Source organism: Mucilaginibacter sp. UYNi724, from assembly GCF_054057495.1.
In genome coordinates, this window is the sequence record NZ_JBSRZI010000005.1 from 189,685 (window position 1) to 212,299 (window position 22,615).

At 43.2% G+C, this 22,615-nt stretch carries 19 protein-coding genes; 12 read left to right on the forward strand and 7 right to left on the reverse strand.

Translation table 11 applies throughout. The features are described from left to right. Nucleotides 1-3: 3 nt before the first annotated feature. Complete coding sequence (locus tag ACVW0P_RS09800) at nt 4-564, reverse strand: dihydrofolate reductase family protein (protein ID WP_457131924.1); 561 nt, start codon at nt 562-564, stop codon at nt 4-6. A 135-nt stretch (nt 565-699) separates the two neighbouring features. On the opposite strand from ACVW0P_RS09800, the gene ACVW0P_RS09805 reads away from it, so the two are divergent. Continuing rightward, on the forward strand, nt 700-1,671 hold the full coding sequence (locus ACVW0P_RS09805; protein ID WP_457131925.1) for a GlxA family transcriptional regulator: 972 nt from the start codon (nt 700-702) through the stop codon (nt 1,669-1,671). Between the two features lie 200 nt (nt 1,672-1,871). Here the strand turns inward: ACVW0P_RS09805 and ACVW0P_RS09810 are convergent, their stop codons facing one another. The 5 genes from ACVW0P_RS09810 to ACVW0P_RS09830 all read right to left on the reverse strand — a co-directional run bounded on the left by ACVW0P_RS09810 (nt 1,872) and on the right by ACVW0P_RS09830 (nt 7,089). Further along, nucleotides 1,872-2,951, reverse strand: a complete 1,080-nt coding sequence (locus ACVW0P_RS09810) for a glutaminyl-peptide cyclotransferase (RefSeq protein ID WP_457131926.1) — start codon at nt 2,949-2,951, stop codon at nt 1,872-1,874. Further along, complete coding sequence (locus tag ACVW0P_RS09815) at nt 2,926-3,294, reverse strand: YraN family protein (RefSeq protein WP_457131927.1); 369 nt, start codon at nt 3,292-3,294, stop codon at nt 2,926-2,928. The genes ACVW0P_RS09810 and ACVW0P_RS09815 overlap by 26 nt, the downstream gene beginning before the upstream one ends. Nucleotides 3,295-3,610: 316 nt before the next feature. Beyond that, nucleotides 3,611-5,545, reverse strand: coding sequence for a DNA primase (gene dnaG / locus ACVW0P_RS09820; RefSeq protein WP_457131928.1), 1,935 nt, complete (start codon nt 5,543-5,545; stop codon nt 3,611-3,613). Between the two features lie 12 nt (nt 5,546-5,557). Further along, nucleotides 5,558-6,016, reverse strand: a complete 459-nt coding sequence (locus tag ACVW0P_RS09825; RefSeq protein ID WP_354426613.1) for a WapI family immunity protein — start codon at nt 6,014-6,016, stop codon at nt 5,558-5,560. 212 nt (nt 6,017-6,228) lie between these two features. After that, the gene (locus ACVW0P_RS09830) at nt 6,229-7,089 is read right to left on the reverse strand and encodes a transglutaminase-like domain-containing protein (RefSeq protein ID WP_457131929.1); all 861 of its coding nucleotides are present in this window, start codon (nt 7,087-7,089) and stop codon (nt 6,229-6,231) included. Nucleotides 7,090-7,134: 45 nt separating this feature from the next. On the opposite strand from ACVW0P_RS09830, the gene ACVW0P_RS09835 reads away from it, so the two are divergent. Both ACVW0P_RS09835 and ACVW0P_RS09840 read left to right on the forward strand, forming a co-directional pair. Next, on the forward strand, nt 7,135-7,920 hold the full coding sequence (locus ACVW0P_RS09835; RefSeq protein ID WP_457131930.1) for a class I SAM-dependent methyltransferase: 786 nt from the start codon (nt 7,135-7,137) through the stop codon (nt 7,918-7,920). A 3-nt stretch (nt 7,921-7,923) separates the two neighbouring features. After that, nucleotides 7,924-8,418 carry a hypothetical protein gene (locus ACVW0P_RS09840; protein ID WP_457131931.1) on the forward strand — a complete coding sequence of 165 codons (495 nt, stop codon included), beginning with the start codon at nt 7,924-7,926 and terminating at the stop codon, nt 8,416-8,418. Nucleotides 8,419-8,423: 5 nt separating this feature from the next. On the opposite strand, the gene ACVW0P_RS09845 is transcribed toward ACVW0P_RS09840, so the two are convergent. Beyond that, entirely contained in the window at nt 8,424-9,560 is a 1,137-nt protein-coding gene (locus ACVW0P_RS09845) for a polymerase (RefSeq protein WP_457131932.1), read from the reverse strand. Between the two features lie 112 nt (nt 9,561-9,672). On the opposite strand from ACVW0P_RS09845, the gene ACVW0P_RS09850 reads away from it, so the two are divergent. The 9 genes from ACVW0P_RS09850 to ACVW0P_RS09890 all read left to right on the forward strand — a co-directional run bounded on the left by ACVW0P_RS09850 (nt 9,673) and on the right by ACVW0P_RS09890 (nt 22,505). After that, nucleotides 9,673-10,653 carry a deoxyhypusine synthase family protein gene (locus ACVW0P_RS09850; RefSeq protein ID WP_457131933.1) on the forward strand — a complete coding sequence of 327 codons (981 nt, stop codon included), beginning with the start codon at nt 9,673-9,675 and terminating at the stop codon, nt 10,651-10,653. Between the two features lie 428 nt (nt 10,654-11,081). Beyond that, nucleotides 11,082-12,356: a cytochrome c3 family protein gene (locus tag ACVW0P_RS09855; protein ID WP_457131934.1), complete on the forward strand. Its 1,275-nt coding sequence runs from the start codon at nt 11,082-11,084 to the stop codon at nt 12,354-12,356. A gap of 41 nt (nt 12,357-12,397) precedes the next feature. Then, nucleotides 12,398-15,481: a TAT-variant-translocated molybdopterin oxidoreductase gene (locus ACVW0P_RS09860; RefSeq protein WP_457131935.1), complete on the forward strand. Its 3,084-nt coding sequence runs from the start codon at nt 12,398-12,400 to the stop codon at nt 15,479-15,481. A gap of 27 nt (nt 15,482-15,508) precedes the next feature. After that, entirely contained in the window at nt 15,509-16,981 is a 1,473-nt protein-coding gene (nrfD, locus tag ACVW0P_RS09865) for an NrfD/PsrC family molybdoenzyme membrane anchor subunit (protein WP_354426606.1), read from the forward strand. 2 nt (nt 16,982-16,983) lie between these two features. Further along, on the forward strand, nt 16,984-17,520 hold the full coding sequence (locus ACVW0P_RS09870; RefSeq protein ID WP_354426605.1) for a DUF3341 domain-containing protein: 537 nt from the start codon (nt 16,984-16,986) through the stop codon (nt 17,518-17,520). Continuing rightward, complete coding sequence (locus ACVW0P_RS09875) at nt 17,513-18,088, forward strand: c-type cytochrome (protein WP_457131936.1); 576 nt, start codon at nt 17,513-17,515, stop codon at nt 18,086-18,088. Before ACVW0P_RS09870 ends, ACVW0P_RS09875 begins: the two co-directional genes overlap by 8 nt. Before the next feature lie 12 nt (nt 18,089-18,100). After that, on the forward strand, nt 18,101-19,351 hold the full coding sequence (locus ACVW0P_RS09880; RefSeq protein ID WP_457131937.1) for a quinol:cytochrome C oxidoreductase: 1,251 nt from the start codon (nt 18,101-18,103) through the stop codon (nt 19,349-19,351). A 48-nt stretch (nt 19,352-19,399) separates the two neighbouring features. Continuing rightward, nucleotides 19,400-20,599, forward strand: coding sequence for a cytochrome c oxidase subunit II (locus tag ACVW0P_RS09885; protein ID WP_457131938.1), 1,200 nt, complete (start codon nt 19,400-19,402; stop codon nt 20,597-20,599). Between the two features lie 19 nt (nt 20,600-20,618). Then, complete coding sequence (locus ACVW0P_RS09890; RefSeq protein WP_457131939.1) at nt 20,619-22,505, forward strand: cytochrome c oxidase subunit I; 1,887 nt, start codon at nt 20,619-20,621, stop codon at nt 22,503-22,505. Nucleotides 22,506-22,615: the final 110 nt, after the last annotated feature.

Here is a 22,615-nt window from a genome sequence, read left to right on the forward strand (position 1 = left end):
GGTTTACGCGGGGGTGTAGCAAAGTACAGTAATACCGCATTCAAACGGGGTGGCTTTAACTAAATTAAGCGGCAGATTAGCTTCTAACGCGCCGTAAATGGTTTTGCCTTTGCCAATGGCAACAGGGTTAACAAAAATGTGATACTCGTCTATCAGGTTGTGTTTTATGAGTGCCGCTCCAAATGTTGCACCGCCATAAGCCACAATATCCCCGCCGGTTTGTGCCTTTAGTTTATTTATCTCTTCGGTTAGGTCGCCGGTGGCAAGGGTTGTGTTCTCCCATGGGCTTTCGACCAGGGTTTTGGTGAAAACTACCTTAGGGTCGTTAACCATTTTGTGGGTAAATCTATCTGCAGATGGGTCGGCGGAGCGTTCTTTCCAAACCGGGATAAAACCTTCGGCCAGTACACGGCCAAGTATAATGGTGTCTATCGGTTCGGTTATTTCCTGTACATATTCTTTTAGTTTATCATCCCAGTTCCAGGTCATCCAGTCCATTTCGTTATTTGGGCCTGCCACAAAGCCATCAAGGCTCACCTGCATCTGTAATTTTAGCTTTCTCATTTGTTGTTTTGTCTTGATGATACAAATGTACCGTAGATGGTTTTATAAGGTAAGGTGCAAAAAGGACTAATCAGGGGTTGTTTACGACTTTCTACTTCACTACATTTACTTCTGATAAACCAATTCATCGCCAAAATGAGACATGTATCTATCCTGATAACCAACGAGGCCGTATTAGCCAGCATTGCAGACCCGCGCATCATGTTTACCGGCGTTAACGACTTTTTGGCTGCAGCCGGCAAGCCACCAATGTTTAATGTGCAGTTGGTTGGGTTAGAAAAAGAGGTGCGCTTGCATGGCGGTTTGTTTTCGGTACATACAGATGCGGTGATAGGCGAGGTTAAGAAAACCGACTTAATCATCATCCCTGCTTTTGGCGGGGATATGGCTACTGCTATAAAAAGTAACGAGGAGTTTATCCCATGGATAATTGACCAACAGTATAAAGGTGCCGAAGTTGCCAGCCTTTGCGTAGGCGCGTTCCTGTTGGCAGCAACGGGCCTGCTCGATGGTAAAGAGGCATCGAGCCATTGGCGCTTTGCAGAAGAGTTTAGGAAGATGTTCCCGAAGGTAACTTTGGTTGACGACCGTATAGTTACCGAGCAAAACGGCCTGTACAGTAGTGGTGGCGCAACATCCTACTGGAACCTGCTTTTATATTTGGTTGAGAAATACGCCGGGCGCGATATGTCTATAATGGCAGCCAAGATGTTTGCATTAGAGATAGACAGGAAGAGCCAGTCGCCGTTTATTATGTTTAACGGGCAAAAAGCCCACGAGGACGAGTCGATCAAGAAAGCACAGGAGTTTATAGAAGCCAACATAACCGAAAAGATCTCGGTAGAAGAACTGGCAATGAAGTACGCCATTGGCAAACGCCATTTTGAGCGCCGCTTTAAAAAAGCGACCAACAACAGCCCGCTGGAGTACATTCAACGTGTTAAGATAGAAGCCGCCAAAAAGCACCTGGAAAGCAGCCGGATGAATGTTAATGAAGTAATGTATGATGTGGGCTACTCGGATACCAAGGCTTTCCGAACCGTGTTTAAAAAGATAACCGGCCTATCGCCGGTGGAGTACAAGAATAAGTATAATAAGGCGAGTTAGTGTTCACGTTCACGGCCGTGAACAGGGGTTAATATTTATAATTCGCTGATAATTAAACATTTGAATATTTGTTGCACCTGACAAAACAATGTCACCATTATTTTCCTTAAAGCGTATCGCTTGTCCTCGTAGATGGTTGTATCGCTATTGCAATGATCTAATAACTATCAGGAAAGCAGCGAACATCGCGGCTTTCTTGATTACTTCTTCACAAACTTTACCTGGAATAATTTATTCCATTTTTTACCGGTTACGAAAATGCGCCCTGCGGCTTTATCGTAAGCAATGCCGTTTAAGACATCGGCATGGAGGTTACGGTTCAAATACAGGTCGGTCATATCAATTTTTTGTAGTACAGCACCTGTTTTAGGGTCTATCACTAAGATGTTATCAGTATTCCAAACATTCGCGTAGATTTTTCCATCAATATATTCAAGCTCGTTAATTTCATTAACTGCACCTTTATCATCATAAACGTCAACAAATCCCTTTTGCTGATAGGTGTTTTTATCCAGGAACCATATACGGTTGGTGCTATCGTCCATATAAATTTTATTAGCGTCATGCGTCATACCCCAGCCTTCAACGCCTACGTTATTATCAAACTTGCTAAGTAGGGTTAGCGTTTTTTTGTCGTACACAAAGCCTATTTTTTCGGTGTAGGTAAGCTGGACAATTTTGTCACCAATAACGGCTATCCCTTCGGCAAAGATCTTAGGATCGATATTTACTACTTTAAGTATCTTGCCGGTAGTTAGATCAACCTTACGCAGGCTCGACTGACCATTTCCTTCTGCCACGCGCCCGCCATCGCTTTCATACATAACGCCGTCCTGGTACTCTAATCCCTCTGTAAAAGATGCAGTATCATGTGGGAAAACCTTCTCTACAATAAAGCCTAATTGCTCCGGCGCTTTGGCAGCCAACAGGTTGATGTTGGTTGTCAGGTCCTGGCTTTGCCCGGCCTGGTAAACTTTTGCGGTTATTACCCTTGCGCCAAGTGCAAGGCTATCGGTTTTAACATTTACTGCCGATGAATCTTTAGCCGTGCCAACGCGTGTACTGTCGAGCAAATAAACAACTGAATCTATTTTAATATCAGCAGGATAGCCAATTTTCAGGGCAATTTGTTCACCTGCTTTGTAGTTGCTGCCCGCATCGGGGCTGATGGTAAAGTCAACTTGTTTTGGGTTATCCTTACAGCTGTAGGCCAGTAGGGCTATAATGGCGAAAAGTGCTATGCGTTTATTCATCTTAAATGGCAGAAGGCCAAAAGGCATCTTCAATATGTTTTAATGTGTGGTTACTATTACGGTCAAACAGGATAGATATTATATCAAACCTCACTTCTCCCTGGTGATCCATCAAATATATGTACTCGTCGGCAGCTTCTACCAGTAAACGCTGTTTACGGGCGTCAACAAAATCTTCGGGTTCGCCAAAAGCATTGCCGGTGCGCGTTTTAACTTCGGTAAATATAATAATCCCGGCTTTATAGGCAATCAGGTCTATCTCGGCTTTGCCGAAAACCCAATTCTCATCCATTATCTCGTAGCCATTGGCTTCCATATGTGCCTTAGCCATTGCTTCGCCTTTTTGGCCGAGATCGTTGTGGGATGCCATTAATTTTGATTAGGAAGGTTAAAGTTCATTGCCATATATATTATTAGGAAAATGAATAACATAAATACGCTCGAACTGCCAACCAATATCCCCCATCTTAAATCTACTTTTGAAATAAATCGCTCTTTGAACATAAAAACACTAATTACCGGTAAAAGTATAATTATCAACGGTATGCCCAAAATCTGTAAACCTGAATATTGAGATGTAAAATCTACCGATGTCCAATACAATAAAAGTACCGGCAATACGAAAGACACAACGATTAACACTAACTCAATAGCAATTGTCAACAAAAGATATTGATACCGTCGTCTCATTTTATTATCACCGAGCCTAAGTAATCGGATATCGTTTTCTCCACCTTTTTCATGTGCATGTACTGGTTCAGCAAAATTTCCTGGTCGGCCTCACCTGTGGTGGTCTTTAGTTCGTTACGCAGGTTAAGTAAGATCTTGCCCACCTTTTGTTTTTTTAGGTGGAAGATAGCACCCAGGATGGTGGCCTTCATATTAGCTTGCTCATCGGGCACCAAAATTTTATGCATTTCGTACCAGTTCTCGCTCAATACATATTTTGTGGCAAGCATCGTTACCACCAAATCAACAATACCTTTATCATGGTAATGGATAAAATGCTGTTCTTCTGGCAATACGCCATTTTCCACCTCCTGGCGGTAGATCTCCATGAATTTTTTGGTTTCGGGCTGTTCAAACTCTACGTCGCTCAACTCCGCTATCATAAACGGGCCGATGTAGGTATTGGCAATGCCATCCCAATCGATCATCTTGTTGCCATAATGTAACAGCAGGCGCACTATCTCGCGTTCCTGCGTGTCTGATTCTTTGGCAACTTGCTCCTGCGGCTCGTCAAAAAACAACAGGTCCTCAGGCGATGGTTCTTGTTTGTGGTTTTGATTCTGCTGTTGCTGGCTATCCTTTCTTGCTTTGGCCTGGCGCATTTTATTTAGCTCGGAAAGCAGCGCACGCTCATCAATTTCCAGCCTGTTACTGCACTCTTTCAGGAACACCGAAGCCTTGATAGAATCGGGGATCTTGGCGATGCTTTCTACGATCTCGCGGATGACCTCGGCCTTTTTTATCGGGTCGTTACCAACATCCTTCAGCAGGATCTCGGTCTTATATAAAATGAAATCTTTCTTGTTTTTATCAACGTGCGTTTTAAACGCATTGGTACCAAACTTCTGTACGTACGAATCCGGGTCATGCCCATCCGGAAACAGCACTACCTTAACGTTTAGGCCTTCCTCCAATATCATGTCCAGCCCGCGCAGGGATGCCTTAATACCCGCCGCATCGCCATCGTAAAGTATGGTGATGTTTTTAGTAAGGCGACCGATCAACCTTATCTGTTCTACGGTTAATGATGTGCCCGACGATGCCACCACGTTTTCGATCCCCGCCTGGTGCACCGAGATTACATCGGCATAACCCTCCACCAAATAACAATTATCTTCTTCACGAATGGCTTTCTTGGCAAAATACAACCCGTAAAGGATGCTCGATTTATGGTAGATCTCCGACTCGGGCGAGTTTACATACTTAGGTACGTTCTTGTCGTTTTTTAAAGTACGGCCACCAAAGGCGATAACCCTGCCCGTAAAACTATGGATAGGGAACATTACCCGGCCACGGTAACGGTCATAAAGCGAACCATTATCCCGCTTCACAGATAAGCCGCTCTCAACTATAAATTCTTCTTTATAGCCTTGTTTAAGGGCTTCGCCGGTAAAGGCTTCCCATTGATCGGGCGAGTAACCCAACTCAAACTTTTTGATGGTATCGTTGCTAAAGCCGCGTTCTTTAAAATAGCTGTAGCCAATGCTTTTGCCTTCATCAGTTTCCAGCAGGCTCTCGTGGAAAAACTTGGCCGCAAAGCCCGATACGATCATCAAACTTTCGCGGTGGTTTTGTTCCTCCAGGTTCTCGGCCGATTCTACCGTTTCCTCTACCTCAATGCCGTATTTTTTGGCAAGCCATTTCAATGCTTCGGGGTAGGTGAATTTCTCCAGCTCCATTAAAAAGGTTACAGCGCTGCCACCCTTGCCCGACGAGAAATCTTTAAAGATGCCCTTGGCCGGCGATACCGTGAAAGACGGCGTGCGCTCGTTAGCAAAGGGAGATAGGCCTACGTAATTAGCCCCGCGCTTTTTCAATTGTACAAATTCGCCAATCACCTCCACAATATCTGTGGCTTCCATTATGCGGTCTACGGTGGGTTTGGTGATCATGTTTTAAAAAAGCTACGCCCTAAAATTACCTATAACTGGGTATTGTTGAAGAATTGTATCTAACATTTTAATAAACCCGGGGATATAAGATTGATCAAAATGGAGTGTGAAATATAATTTTGCACAATATTCCGAAGAGCTACCATAAGCTATGCCTTCTAATTCAAAGTTTCCATTACCATTTCCTTTAATTTCAAAAGATAACTGATTTTCGCGGTCTTTAAATAATGTAGAGGCAGTTAAATTATGATACAAGTAATCGAATTGATTTCTTAATTCTTTAAATTCTAAAGTCATTAATTCGGCGATATATGTACCTGAAAAATCTCCACATCCGACACTTATTTCTGTCCTAAGCCAATTATTATCCCAATCAAGATCAGAGTTATATGTTATATATTCCAATACTTCAATTTTAAGGCTATCGCCGAAAGTTCGGATTTCAAAATACGTTGTCAAACTGTCGTCCATGTTTTAGGGTTACAAAAGTAATTGTTAAGCGGGTAAGTCTTTGATTAAATATAGAAAAATATCTGCAATATTACTCAGCCCGCGACACTTCGTGCGCGTCCTTCTTTGCGCAGCAGATAGGGTTCTAAAACATATTCTCAAAAAAATCACCCCCTCTTTGCGCAGCAGAGAGGGGGCAGGGGGTGAGGCAACTCGTAAACTTCGCTAAAAAGTTATCCACCCATTATCTCCAACAACTCATTTAACTCGTCTACCTTTTCTGCTGAGCCCAGGTGCTCGTAGGCACTGATGAGGTTGCGGATAACGCGTTTAATAATATCAGAGTTGGAGCAGGGTTCGTAAAATTGCTTATCGAACTGAAGGTTCAGCTGTTTCAGGAACATATCCACATCCCTGCGGCCAAAAATGAAACCTTTATTAAACGCGTTGATATAGAATAGGATGCCGCCTTCAAACTCGCTTTCGCGGCTTTCGTCAAGATAGGCCAGTATAAAATGCTGCGGCAGGTTTACACCATACACCGGGATATCCAGCTTTTGGGCTATGATGGAATAGATGATGGCTAACGAGATCTGGTTACCTTTTTTAATATCCAGCACCTGGCTTATGTAGCTGTTTTGCGGGTCGCGGTGGTTGGTGGTGTTGCCGCTAAAGCCGTGGATGCTGTAAAAAACATGGTTCATCAGCTTAATCTGCTCTACCGGGCTGGCCTCGTTTGTCATCTGGATCCAGATGTCGCGCTTAATGGATTCAATCTGGTTTATCACCTTTTGCTCATCAAGATCAGGGTACTGATAGCGGTTAACGATCAGGATGCCTTGTAGCAGGTCGAACGCGCCGCTCTGGTGCCAAAGCTTCAGGTCATTTTTTAAGGTGCCGAACTGGATCTCGTGTACCAGGTTGGCAATACGTTCCTGCTGTATAGGGTCAAAGGCTTGCTCAAAAGCACTTTCGAGGTAATTGATAGCCTCGATACCATAAGATAGCAGTTTTTCGTGAACGTGGCCGAATATTTCAGCGTCCGGGTCGTCCAGCAAACGGATAAGTGAATTTACTTCTGTTGGATTTATCATATATCTCTTAGCTAAAATACTAAACCTTTTAATAGTTTTACAGCTATGTTCAATTTAACGTTCGCAAAAGATTTTCTGTTGCACAGGCTTACGTCAAAAAATCGTCATGGTTTGCACTCGCCATTTGTTTACCGACTGGTAGACCAGGTTATATATGATAAAGCGGATAAACCTGTTTATCAAAAAATAGAGCAGGAGCGCGATAACCTGCTTACAGATAACCGCTCCATTACCGTTACCGATTTAGGTGCAGGATCGCACGTTAACAACAACAAGCAAAAAAAGATAAGCGCTATCACCCTAAACGCGCTTAAGCCGCCTAAGCTTGCTAAATTGCTTTACCGACTGGCCGCGTCAACAAAACCTAAAAGCATTGTTGAACTGGGCACTTGCCTGGGTATTACCACGCTTTATCTGCAGGCCGCCGCGCCAAATGCAAAAGTGTACACCTTAGAAGGCTGCCCCCAAACCGCGGGTGTTGCCAAAGAGGTATTTAGCAGGGCAGGGGCGAAAGAGATTAAGGTAATAACCGGCAACTTTGACGATACCCTACCGGATGTTATTGCCGGACTGGATAAGCTCGACTTTGTGTACATAGATGGCAATCACCAGCGCGACGCCACCCTACGGTATTTTGATTGGTGCCTGCCGAAGGTGCACGAAGATACCATGCTGATTTTTGACGATATTTACTGGAGCGACGGCATGAAACAAGCCTGGGCCGAGATAAAGGCCAACCCCCAGGTAACCGCTACGGTAGACCTATTTTGGATAGGCCTGGTGTTTTTTAAAACCGGCCAGGCGAAGGAAGATTTTAAGATAAAGGTGTAGGGTATGAAGAAAATATTAATCGGCTTAGCTGCAGTAGGAGGGTTAGCGGTAATAGGAATTGTTTGCCGATTAGTATATATGATCGCTTGCATTAGTTGCACATTCCCGCCAATTAAGGAATATGAGTGTGCGTGTAATTTAGAAAGACTTGAAATTTCGTTTAATAATTACTCTAATCAACATCCTGATATAAAATTTAAAGCTTCAATACGAGATAGTAGTAATATTGCAGTTTCTAATTATAGAGATATGCAGCTCCGATTACAAAAAGATAGTACCGAGGAATCCTTTAGTTTTGTTTGCGATCCAATTTCTGACGGAGAAAAAACCTCAATCAAATTAGTAAGTCTTGAAAGCTTTACTGGTAAAGCAAGAGATTATAAAGGTGGAGTTGGGATTAATGCCATAGGAGCAAAAGAATTGTTGAAGGATTTAGAGAATAATTTTTTGCCAGGGTTTATTAAAGAGCAGCGTGTTTCTATTGTTGCAAAACAATAAATTTTCTAAAATGCCTCTCCCAACCCCACATAAACCCCGCTTTGCCTGCTTTCGCCGGGGCGTTTTTCGCCAACACCGTAATCTACGCGGATGCTAAGGCCTTTTTGAACGTCGAAGAAATAGCGCAGGCCGCCACCGTAATTCGGCTTTAGCTGGTTCAGGTTAAAATCTTTGTTAAATACTTCTCCGCCGCCTATAAAGCCTACAATGCCGAAACGCTCGGACATTCGGTAACGCAGTTCGGTTTGGCCTGCCAACAGGTTACGGTCGCGGAAACGGCCGTTGTAATAGCCACGCATCATTTCATCGCTGCCTAAAGCAGGCAGCAGGTAAAATGGCGATTGGCTGCCTGTCATGTTCTGGCTTTGTACATCAACCCCTAAAACAAACTTTTTACTTAAGGCGAAGAAATGCGTAACCTCTATATTTAGGAAACCGCCGCTATAACCGCTGTTGCTACCTACGCCGTCCATGATATTAAAATAGCTGGTAAATGTACCGCCGCTGGTGGTGTAGGTGTTATTGTTGCGGCTATCCCATATAAAGCTTGGCCCAATGTAAAGGATGGTGCCACCGTTTTTGCCTTCGATGGTAGGGTCTGTAGCGAAAATGCCGCCGGGCTGCTGGTCGTGAAAGCGGTAGTCGTAACCACCGGCCACTAATCCCACATAAATATAATCGCCTATCTTTTTCTCGCCGGTAAAGGTAACGCGGACGCGTTTCTGGCCAAGGCGGTCGGCGTCGGCTTTATCAGTATTATTGCCTATTCCGTAAAAATCGAACGGGAAATTGATGTACCCAATTGCCCCGGTAAAATGGTAATTGTTGTTAGGAGCCCAGTAGCTGCTGCTTAGGTTTACGCGGCTTTGGCCCTTGGTGGTCAATGTGGCGTAGGCAAAAATATTAGATACCCGGGTATTCTTGCTGAGGGTATCGGTATAAAAAGAGTATAGGGCCGAGCCACCTCCTTCCAATCCTGTTTCGGGTGCCGAACTGATGACCGGCAGTAACACAAAGCTGCCGCGTTTGCTGGTATCTTTCTCAAAATACATTCTGCGGATGAATTTTGGCAGGATCTTTACCTGCGCGAAAGCGGGTATTATAGCTACGGAAAGTATAAAAATGAGGATAAGTTTTTTCATGGGCTGTAGTGCCGCAAAGGTAATTTTAAAGCACTTGTTTTGTAGAATGTGTAATTTAAAATTCTGATGTGCGCAAAATACCTACTTTTGCAAAATAATAACAGGAAATAATATGAGCATAGCAAGAGGCCCTATATCTCAATTTATAGAGAAAAACTACCTGCATTTTAATGCAGCGGCATTAATGGATGCAGCAAAAGGTTATGAAACGCATTTAACCGAAGGCGGCAAAATGATGGTGACCATTGCGGGTGCCATGAGCACTGCAGAACTGGGCATTTCCCTTGCCGAGATGATCCGCGAGGGTAAAATTGATATTATATCATGTACTGGTGCTAACCTGGAAGAGGATATCATGAACCTGGTAGCGCACTCGCACTACAAACGCGTGCCAAACTACCGTGACCTTAGCCCGCAGGATGAGTGGGATTTGTTAGAGAACCACTACAACCGGGTTACCGATACCTGTATCCCCGAAGAAGAAGCGTTTCGCCGGTTACAGAAACATATTTACAAGATCTGGAAAGATGCAGATACCGCCGGCGAACGCTATTTTCCGCATGAGTTTATGTACAAAATATTGCTGAGCGGAGAGTTGGAACAATACTATGAGATTGATCCTAAAAATTCGTGGATGCTTGCGGCTGCCGAAAGAAACCTGCCTATTGTTGTGCCGGGTTGGGAAGATAGCACCATGGGCAACATCTTTGCATCGTACGTTATAAAAGGTGAAGTGAAAGCGACCACCATGAAAAGCGGGATCGAATATATGGCATGGCTTGCCGATTGGTACCCTAAAAACTCTGGTGGTAAAGGCGTAGGCTTTTTCCAGATAGGTGGTGGTATTGCCGGCGATTTCCCTATTTGTGTAGTGCCGATGCTTTATCAGGATATGGAGATGACCGACATCCCTTTTTGGAGCTATTTTTGTCAGGTGAGCGATTCTACAACATCATATGGCTCGTACTCAGGCGCGGTACCAAACGAAAAAATTACCTGGGGTAAACTGGACATTAACACCCCTAAATTTATTGTAGAAAGCGACGCTACAATTGTTGTTCCGTTGATATTTGCATGGATTTTAAAACAATAATTTTTTGCTGATAATTAACAAGGCCCCCTTGGATACCCAAAAGGCCTTGTCTGTTTTCGCAGATGTAACATTAGCAACTAATGGTTGATGTTGTTATTAGAATTCAAAATTTAATATAGTTTTACTGCGGTAATGATTTACTCGTCAATAATTACTTGGATTATAAAACAATAAATAGGTTTTCAAAGTATCTTTTTAATAATCCTTTTCGTCAGCTACTGTCCACAATTTGTAAAAACAGCCTTAATGGTTATTTAAAGGCGTTTTATCTATAATTTAGAACGATTATAAATTAGATTTTGGTGTCATTATATTGTCAGCGATACAGCAATAAATTATACTTTTGTGCCTGAAAAAGTGGGTAAATCAAACACCTCTACGTCAGTTTAACACTTATATATAAAAATTATTTAGCATAAATACCTTTTATGAGAAATATCTCATTGATTTTTAAACAGTTTTCAAGGTCGGTTTTACTCGTTGCCGGTTTGGTTGTTGTAGGCTTAACAGCCCACGCGCAAGCAGACGCAGCGAAAGGTGAAGCTATATTTAAGGCCAAATGTACAGCGTGCCACAAAATAGATACGCGTATGACCGGCCCGGCCTTAGGTCCGCAGCTTACATCAGAAACCGATGATGCTTATTTAACCAAATGGATCCAAAACAACCAGGCATTAATTGCTGCAAAAAACCCTAAGGCCGTTAAGATATTTAACGAGTTTAACCAGGCGGGCATGACAGTTTTTGCTGAGTTAAGCGATGCTGATGTTGGTAATGTTATTACCTACATCCGTGCCGATTGGAAAAAGATCCAGGATGATAAAGCAAAAGCACCGGCAGGCGGCGCAGCGGCAACCGAAGATAAAGGCCCGAGCGCTTTAGTTGTCTGGAGCTTGTTAGGCGTTATTGTTATCGCTTTCATCGTTATCCTTGTATTAAACAAAGTAATTGCAACGCTCGAGCGTTTGTTGCTTAACAAAAAAGGAATCTTCGAAGAAGAAGTTGTTGAAGAAGGAGAAAAAGCATCGGTAGATAAATTAGCTACGGTTAAAAAGCTTCTTAAAAACAAAAAACTTGTATTCTTTATAGTGCTTTGCGGTGTTGTTGGCTTAGGCAGCTTTAGCTGGGTAACCATGTGGAACACTAACGTACACCAGGGGTACCAACCGGTACAGCCTATCAAATACTCGCACGAGTTGCACGCAGGTGCCATGAAGATAGAGTGCCAGTACTGCCACACCGGTGCATTCAAATCTAAAAACGCTTCGATACCATCATTGAACGTTTGTATGAACTGTCACAAATCGGTTAAAACAGAATCGCCGGAGATACACAAAATTTACGATGCTTTGGGTTACGACCCTAACACCGCTAAATACGATAGCACTAAAGCTAAACCAATGCAGTGGGTACGTATCCACAACCTGCCTGACTTGGCTTACTTTAACCACTCGCAACACGTTAAAGTTGGCGCAATTAAATGCCAAACCTGCCACGGCCAGGTTCAGGAAATGAAGGAAGTATATCAATACTCTCCGCTTACCATGAAATGGTGTATCCAGTGTCACAAACGTACCGAGGTTAACGGTAAAGGCAATGCTTACTATGATAGCATACTTGCTGCCCATGATAAAATTAAAAAGGGCGAAAAGGTTACTGCAGCAGTGTTAGGCGGTATCGAGTGTGCTAAATGCCACTACTAATAATTATCAAGAACAGTACATTACAGTTTATATAACTATAAATGGATAGCAATAAAAAATACTGGAAAGGTTTAGAAGAACTGAACAAAACGCCAGAATTTGTTGAGAAAAATAAACACGAATTTGCCGAGCCAATTCCTATCGAAGAGGTTTTAAGCGGAGGTGGCCTTATGGGCAAAACCCCCCGCCGCGACTTTTTAAAGGCGTTAGGCTTTGGTGTGGGTGCGGTTACTTTAGCGGCTTGCCAAAACGTACCTGTACACAAATCGATCCCTTACTTAATTAAACCGGAGGAGATAACCCCGGGTGTAGCCAATTACTACTCGTCAACATATGATGGTAGTGCGATATTGGTTAAAACCCGCGAAGGCCGCCCTATTAAGGTTGAAGGTAACCCTAACGATCTTTTATCAAAAGGTGGTTTAAGTGCGCAGGCACAGGCATCAGTGCTTGAGCTTTACGACACCAGCCGCGTTAAAGACCCTCAACTAAACGGTAACGACAGCAGCTGGTCTGAAATTGACGCTTTTGTAAAAAACAAACTTGCGGCAGTTGCGGCAAGTGGTAAAACCATTAGCATCGTATCATCAACTGTACACAGCCCGTCTACACAAGCGGTTATTGCCGAGTTCATCGCAAAATACCCTACTGCAAAACACGTACAGTACGATGCAGTATCTTATACAGGTATTATAAAAGCGAACCAAAACAGCTTTGGTAAAGCGGTATTACCTCATTACAATTTCGATAAGGCTGACATCATTGTAAGCTTCGCGGCAGATTTCCTTGGAACATGGATCTCCGGTGAGGAGTTTACCCGTCAATACGTATTTAATCGTAACAACAAATCTCTCGAAGAGAAAAAGATGTCACGTCACATCCAGTTCGAGAGTGGTATGAGCCTTACGGGTACCAATGCCGATGTGCGTATCGCCATCAAACCATCTGAAGAAGGTGTTGCTTTGGTAAACCTGTATAATGCAATATCAGGCACAACCTTACCAGGTTCAAAAAAATTAACTACAGCTAACGCAGATAAAGCCATATTATTAGTAGCGGCAGAACTTAAAGCAGCAAAAGGTAAAGCCTTAGTTGTAGCTGGTTCTAACGATGTTGCGACACAGGTATTGGTAAATGCCATCAACTCTTTATTAGGCAGCTACGGCACTACTATCGATCTAGACAATCCATCCCGCCAGTACGCCGGTAACGATGGTGCCATTGTTGATTTTATTACACAGGCAAAAGCAGGTGCAGTAGGCGCGGCATTATTCCTTGATGCTAACCCTGCTTACGATTACCACAGTGCGGCAGCAGTTGTTGACGCGTTGAAAAATGTTAGCCTTAAAGTTTCATTCTCTGATCATACAGACGAAACCGCAGCGCTTTGTACCATTATTGCACCAAACCACCACTACTTAGAGTCGTGGGGTGATGATAGTTCGGTAGAAGGTTACTACACTGTAATGCAGCCAACCATTAACCCGGTTAACAATACCCGCCAGGCCGAGCAAAGCCTTTTGGTATGGGCCGATAGCGCAACTAAAGATTATTACACATTTGTAAGAAATAACTGGAACACTAACTTATTAGCTAAAGGCGGTTTATCCGGCCAGGCAGGTTGGGAAACCTTATTACAAACAGGTTTAGTATTGGCAGCACCGGTTGCAGCCGGCTCATACACCTTTAATTATGACCTTAACGCGGTTGCACAAACCGTGTTAGGCCAAAGTGCTAAACTTGCCCAAGGCGGTAAAGTAGAATTACAGGTTTACCAAAACACGGCAATGCGCGATGGTAAAAAAGCAAACAACCCTTGGTTGCAAGAATTACCTGACCCGGTTTCTAAAGTTACCTGGGATAATTTTGCAGCGATGTCTCCATCAGATATTAAAACGATGGGCCTTGATGAGTTTGAAGTTGTTGAGATCACCGCTAACGGTTACACGGTAACATTGCCGGTATTATCACAACCGGGCCAGGCGCCGGGTACTGTATCTGTTGCTGTTGGTTACGGCCGCACAGCAGCAGGCCTTGTTGGTAACAACGTAGGTAAAAACGCTTATCCATTCCTTAGCTTCCTTAACGGTACGTTCCAAACAAACGCATCGGCAACGGTTAAAGCTACAGGCGATATATTCCCGCTTTCGCAAACACAAACGCACCACTCTTTTGAGGGCCGTAACGTTATCCGCGAAGCAACCTTTACCGAGTATAAGAAAGATGCCCGTGCAGGCAGCGGTAAAGAGGGTGAAGAAGAAAAGATGTTTGACCTTTGGGAAAACACAAATGAAGATCGTATCCACGCGCGCCCTGTTTATGACTGGGTTATGGCTATCGACTTAAATGCATGTACAGGTTGTGGCGCTTGCGTTGTAGCATGTAGCGCAGAAAACAACATACCTGTTGTTGGTAAAGATGAAGTAGGCCGCCGCCGCGAAATGCACTGGATCCGTATTGACCGTTACTACAGCTTCGAGCAAAATGGCGATGCTAAGGTTGATGGCCGTTCAGGTAAAGTAACACAAGAGAAAGAGATAGACAAACTGGCCGACTTTAGCAACGTTACCGTTGTGCACCAGCCAATGCTTTGCCAGCACTGTGACCACGCACCATGTGAAACAGTTTGTCCGGTTTTAGCTACTACGCACTCATCTGAAGGGTTAAACATGATGGCATACAACCGTTGTGTTGGTACACGTTACTGTGCAAATAACTGTCCGTACAAAGTGCGCCGCTTTAACTGGTTCAACTATTGGAACGATTCTCGTTTTGATAACTACTTAAACAACGAGCATACCCAATTAGTACTTAACCCTGATGTTACTACACGTTTCCGTGGGGTTATGGAAAAATGTTCGATGTGTGTACAACGTATCCAGGCAGGCAAATTACAGGCTAAAATAGAAAAACGCCCGCTTAGGGATGGCGAAGTTAAAGTTGCTTGTCAGCAAACTTGTTCTGCAAACGCTATCGTGTTTGGTAACAGGAACGATCCTAACTCTGAAGTTTCAAAAGCTTTGAAGAGCGAGCGTACGTACTACGTACTTGAAGAACTTAACGTAAAACCGGGTATTGGCTACCAAGTGAAAGTTAGGAACACCGGAACTGAATCATTGGCTTAATTTTTACATCGAGATATATAACAACATATGGCTCATCAACATGAATCAATAATCAGGGAACCGTTAATGACGGGCAAAGACATGACCTTTGCCAAGATCACTAATGACATTTTGTTCCCTGTAGAGAATAAACCCAACAAAGCATGGTGGATCGGTTTTACCGTATCGTCATTAGGCGCACTGTTATGGGTAGTGTCTATCAGCTACACCTTTTGGTTTGGTTTAGGCGCATGGGGACTTAACAAAACTGTAGGATGGGCCTGGGATATCACCGGTTTCGTATGGTGGGTAGGTATTGGCCACGCGGGTACACTAATCTCTGCGGTGCTATTGATCTTCCGTCAAAACTGGCGTAACTCCATTAACCGTTCTGCCGAAGCGATGACCATCTTCGCGGTAATTTGTGCCGCTACATACATTGTAGCACACATGGGCCGGCCCTGGTTAGCATATTTCACATTACCGCTTCCAAACCAGTATGGCTCACTTTGGGTAAACTGGAACTCTGCGCTGATGATGGACGTGTTCGCGATCTCAACTTACTTCTCGGTTTCATTATTGTTCTGGTACACAGGTTTATTGCCTGATATCGCTTCGATCCGTGACCGTGCGACAGGCTTACGTAAACGCATCTATTCAATACTATCATTCGGTTGGACGGGCTCATTAAAAACCTGGCAGCGTTTCGAAACAGTATCATTGATACTTGCAGGTATCTCTACACCACTGGTACTATCGGTTCACACCATTGTATCGTTTGACTTTGCTACGTCGTTAGAGCCGGGATGGCACACCACCATTTTCCCTCCATACTTCGTTGCGGGTGCTATCTTCTCTGGTTTCGCTATGGTGCAAACACTTTTGCTGGTAACCCGTAAAGTGTTAGGTTTAGAAAACTATATTACCATGTTCCACATCGAATCGATGAATAAGATCATCTTATTAACAGGTTCTATCGTGGGTGTGGCTTACATTACCGAGTTCTTCATCGCATGGTATTCTGGTGTCGAGTATGAGCAATATGCTTTCATTAACAGGGCAACCGGGCCATACTGGTGGGCTTACTGGAGCATGATGAGCTGTAACGTAATTTCTCCGCAGCTGTTCTGGTCAAAATACTTACGTACAAATATTAAATTCTCCTGGTTCCTGTCGATCATCGTGAATATAGGTATGTGGTTCGAGCGTTTCGTAATTATCGTAACCTCGCTACACCGCGATTATATCCCGTCAAGCTGGGCTATGTTTTACCCAACCTGGGTTGACGTTAGCGTATTCATCGGTTCTATCGGGTTATTCTTTACCATGTTCCTGTTGTTTATAAGGGTGTTACCTTCTGTAGCAATTGCCGAGGTAAAACTATTGCTTAAAACATCGAGCGAGCAGGCTAAGAAAAAACTGATCGAAGAAGGCCACCTTGAGCCTGCTGAGGTTAAGTATTACAAGGAGTCGTTAACAAAGTTCGATAGTGTAGACATGGCTGATTACGAAAAAGTATAAAGATGAGCAAGACTAAAATGATATTAGGCCTATTCGATGACCCGGATGATATGATGCAGGGCATTGATAATTTACAAAAGGCAAGCATCCCTATCTACGATATTTATACGCCAATGCCTATCCACGGTATAGAGGATAAAATGGGCGTTAAAGATTCAAGATTAGGTTACGCGGCATTTTGCTTTGGCTGCCTTGGCGCTACAGTAATTTTCAGCATGATCTATTATATGCTTGTGCACGATTGGCCTATGAACGTAGGTGGTAAACCAAGTTTTGCAATACCAAACTTTGTACCGTTTACATTTGAGTGGACCATCCTGTTTACCGCATTTGGTATGACGCTTACATTTTTTGCCGCAACACACCTGTTCCCGGGCCGCGCGCCACGTGTTATGGACCTGCGTGCAACGGATGACCGTTTTGTAATAGCTGTTGATGCTAAAGGAAACGTGCCGCACGAGGATATAACAAATTTATTAAAACAAGCAGGAGCAGTAGAAGTAAAGCATAACGAAAGAAAATATGTTAGCTATGAATAAACTTAGAATATTGGGCACAACGGCTATCGTTATTGCTGCATCGATCGTTATTACATCGTGCAAGGATAAGCGTAGTACCGGTTGGGAGTACGCCCCCAATATGTACGAGCATAAGGCATTTGACCCGGACCAGGCGAATCCAAACTTTAAGGATGGCAAAACAGCGCAGTTACCGCCCGCAGGTACTATACCTTTAGGCTTTAAACGTTTTGATTATCCAAACACACGCGATGGTTATGATAAGGCAAGCCTTGAGGTTGCAAACCTTATCGCGAATACCCCGCAGCATTTGGCAGAAGGTAAAGCGCTTTTTACCACCTTTTGTTCGCCATGCCACGGTATCACCGGGCAGGGTGATGGTTTAGTTGTGCAGCACGGTTACCCGCCGCCGCCATCTTACTCAAAAGGCCAGTCGTCTCGTGGTGGTGCAATGAAAGATCTTACCGACGGTAAAATATATCACACTATCACTTATGGTGTTAATGCGATGGGTTCATATGCATCACAGGTTGCGCCCGAAGAACGCTGGAAGATTGTACTATATGTACACCATTTACAAACTTTATAAGATCAATTTTTAATGAAGACTCACAATAGTATAGAAGAACGTTTTCAATTTACCGGCACCCTTAAAACAGTAAGTTTAGTGGGGATTGTAATTGGCATATTAGCAGTTGCATTTGGCTTTGTAGCGGGCGACGTACAACACACTTATAGCAACCTGTTGCTAATGTCGTACTACTTTGTTTGTGTTTGTATTGCAGGTGTGTTCTTTTGTTCATACCAGTATGCTGCGCAAGCGGGCTGGTCGGCTTCCCTAATCAGGATCCCACAGGCATTTGCCAGGGTTTTACCTTTTGCAAGCCTTATTTTAATAGTAATTATAACTTTTGGCCTGTTAAACGACCATGAAGTTATCGAACACGGTAGGAAAGAAATGGTACCATACCTGTATGCTCACTGGGCTACACATGGTTTGACCATTCCCGGCAGCGCAAATTACGATGCCATCATTGCGGGTAAAGCGCCATTTTTAACTATCAAGTTCTTCTACGGGATGCTTATTGTATTGTTAGGCGCTTACAGCTACTATGGCTGGGCTTTAACAAAAGCATCTGTTTACGAAGATACCGAAGGCGGCATGAGCAACTACGATAAAAGCTTTAAACTGGCTTGTACGTTCTTAGTGATCTTTGGTTTCACCTTCCCGATCTTTGCATTCGGTGTTATCATGTCATTAGAAGCACACTGGTTCTCTACCATGTTTGGCTGGTACAACTTAGCAGCAATGCACGTAAGCGGGTTAGCTATTATGGCACTGATCATGATCTACCTGCAAAAGAAAGGTTACATGCAGTGGTTACATGTAGATCATATGCACAGTATAGGTAAACTGATTTTCGGTTTCTCTATCTTTTGGACGTATGTATGGTTTGCACAGTTCTTCCTTACCTGGTATGCAAATATTCCGGAGGAGTCTGTGTATTTCTACAAAAGGTGGGAGCCCGAATATAAATTCTGGTTCTGGCTTAATATCGTTATGAACTTTTTAGCACCATTGTTACTGTTGATGTCTCGTGATGCTAAACGCGTAATGAGCCGTATGATGTGGACATGTTTGCTATTAGTTTGCGGCCACTGGTTAGATTACTACATCATGATTATGCCGGGTACGGTTGAAAAACCAGGTTTTGGTGTTGAGGAAATTGGTATATTTTTAGGTTTCGTAGGGTTGTTTACGTTCTCGGTATTAACCGCGTTAAGCAAGTTTGAATCACTTATACCTAAAAAACATCCGTTCCTGCAAGAGAGCCTGCATCATCACATATAATAATTGTTAAATTTGCAACCGGATACAGCAATTCAAATAACCAATAAAATGGGATTCAAAAATTTATTCAATTCTAAAAAAATACTTTCGCTTTTAGCTGTGTTAATGCTTTTGGGCACGAGCATGCTTTTTGCCCAGGGTACAGAATCAGCCGGCGCTACCGCTTCACCTGCAACAGATGCAGTTAAAGACAACGGTTTAGCAACTGCAGGTTACTACATCCTGATTTTCCTTATCGTTTGTTTTATTATCGGGATAATTGGAAAGATACTTCGTGTGTTCGATCTAACCCAGCAGATCCAAAATAAAAAACCTATCAACTGGAACAATGTAATGGGCATTTGCTGCCTTGTGTTCCTTATTGCAGGCGCTTACGGTGCCTATTGGGAATTTACCGTACATGGCGCCATGATTTTACCGGGTGCAGCTTCAGAGCATGGTGTTAAGATAGACGAGATGTTCTGGACTACCACTGTGTTAACCATGATCGTATTTGTAGTTACCCAAATCTTGCTGTTCACCTTCCTGTTCAGATACCGTTACAATGCAAACCGCCGCGGTCATTTCCTGCCGCATAACAATACCATTGAAAAAGTTTGGACAATAGCACCAGCTATTGTGTTAACTATCCTGGTTATCTTCGGTTTCTTCACGTGGCAAAAAATCACCGATAATGTTGATGCTAAAGGCGAACCGGCTTCTATCAATGTTGATATTACCGGCCACCAGTTTGCATGGGAGTTACGTTACCCGGGTAAAGATGCCCGTTTAGGTAAAACTGACTATAAATTGGTTAGCGGTACAAATAAATTGGGGATCAACTTTAAAGATAAATTCTCTTACGATGATTTGCAGGCAGATACCATGTACTTGCCCGTACGTAAATCTGTAAGGTTAAACATACACGCGCAGGATGTTATCCATAGCGTTTACATGCCTCACTTCCGTGTACAATTGAACGCGGTACCGGGTTTACCAACCTTCTTTAAATTTAAACCAACCATTACTACACAAGAAATGCGTATTAAATTAGATAACCCTAATTTTGAATACGAGATACTTTGTAACAAGATTTGTGGTGGTGCCCATTATAACATGAAAAAAGTTGTACGTGTGGTTACAGAGGCTGAGTACCAGGTATGGTTAAGCCAACAGAAACCGTATCTGACAGACGCGATTAAGAAAGACCTTAAATTTGCTGCAGAGAAAAAACAAGTACAATCAAACAGGTTAGCGTTAAACAATTAATACAAAAAGATTAGCGAGTATGTCAACATTAGCAGTTCACGATCACGGAGTAGCACATCACGAAGAGGATCACGGACACCATAAAGCAACTTTCCTAAATACCTATGTATTTAGTATGGATCATAAAATGATTGCCAAGCAATTCCTGATTACAGGTATTACTATGGCTTTCATCGCCATGATCCTTTCCGTCCTGTTCAGGATCCAGTTAGCTTACCCTGATAGAGCCTTCCCTTTGATGGAAACATTATTAGGCCGTTTTGCACCGGGTGGACGTTTAGATTCTAACTTTTACCTGGCATTAGTAACCATACATGGTACCATCATGGTATTCTTTGTATTAACAGCAGGCTTGAGCGGTACTTTCGCCAACTTACTTATTCCATTGCAATTAGGTGTACGTGATATGGCATCTCCATTCATGAACATGTTATCATACTGGTTTTTCTTTATGGCCAGTGTTATCATGTTATCCTCATTCTTTATACAAAAAGGCCCTGCAAGCGGTGGCTGGACAATATATCCACCATTATCGGCACTACCTAAGGCCATGCCGGGTTCAGGTTTGGGTATGACGCTGTGGCTGATCAGTATGACCTTGTTCATTGCATCGCAGTTAATGGCGGGTATAAACTACGTGAGTACTATTCTTAACATGCGTACAAAAGGTATGGACCTTTGGAAAATGCCATTATCCGTATGGGCATTATTCCTGACTGCTGTTTTGGGTGTGTTATCATTCCCGGTATTAGTAGCGGGTGTTGTATTATTGATATTTGACCGTAGCTTTGGTACCAGTTTCTACTTATCAGAAATTGTATTGAACAGTTCGCAGGTACAACCTTTCGAAGGTGGTAGCCCTATCTTGTTCCAGCATTTGTTCTGGTTCCTGGGCCACCCTGAGGTGTATATTGTAATTATGCCTGCGATGGGTATCTCATCAGAGGTTATGTCTGTAAACTCTCGTAAACCTATCTTTGGTTACCATGCGATGGTTTACTCCCTAATAGGTATTACCGTATTATCGTTTATAGTATGGGGTCACCACATGTTTGTTACGGGTATGAACCCGTTCCTGGGCGGTGTGTTCATGATCACTACATTGATCATCGCGGTACCATCGGCAGTAAAAACATTCAACTGGCTTGCCACGCTATGGCGCGGTAACATCCGTTTTACATCGGCAATGTTGTTCGCTATCGGTATGGTGTCATTCTTTATCTCTGGTGGTTTAACAGGTATCTTCTTAGGTAACGCGGCACTGGATATCAACTTACATGATACATACTTCGTAGTAGCCCACTTTCACTTGGTAATGGGTTCGGCAGCTATATTTGGTATGCTTGCAGGTGTTTATCACTGGTTTCCTAAAATGTTTGGCCGTATGATGAACGAGCGTTTAGGTTACCTTCACTTTTGGTTAACCTTTATCGGCGCTTACCTTGTATTCTTCCCAATGCACTTTATGGGCTTGGATGGTGTACCACGCCGTTACTACGCGTTCACTGAGTTTGAATCAATGAAACAATGGCTATCTGTAAACACATTTATCACCTGGGCGGCAATCATGTCGGCAGTAGCGCAGTTAGCCTTCTTGTTTAACTTTGTACACTCTATTTTTTGGGGTAAGAAAGCAACACAAAACCCTTGGGAAGCAAATACCCTGGAGTGGACCACACCTATTGAGCATTTACATGGTAACTGGCCGGGCGAGATCCCAACCGTTTACCGTTGGCCGTATGACTACAGCAAGCCGGGTGCTGAGCATGACTTTATACCACAAACAACCCCGCTTTCTGAAACAATGAGTTCTAACCTTCCGCACGACTTTGAGGATAACCCGATAGGTTTAGAGGAGCACACCAAGTGGACAAGTACTCAAAAAAGCAACGAAGAAGTAAAATAATAATATACTGATCTGATCTTTTAGGGTACCTTTTCCTAATTTGATAATTAGAGATTGAAGATTTGAAAATGTTGATTTCAAATTGCTCAATTTTCAAATCTTCAAATTGA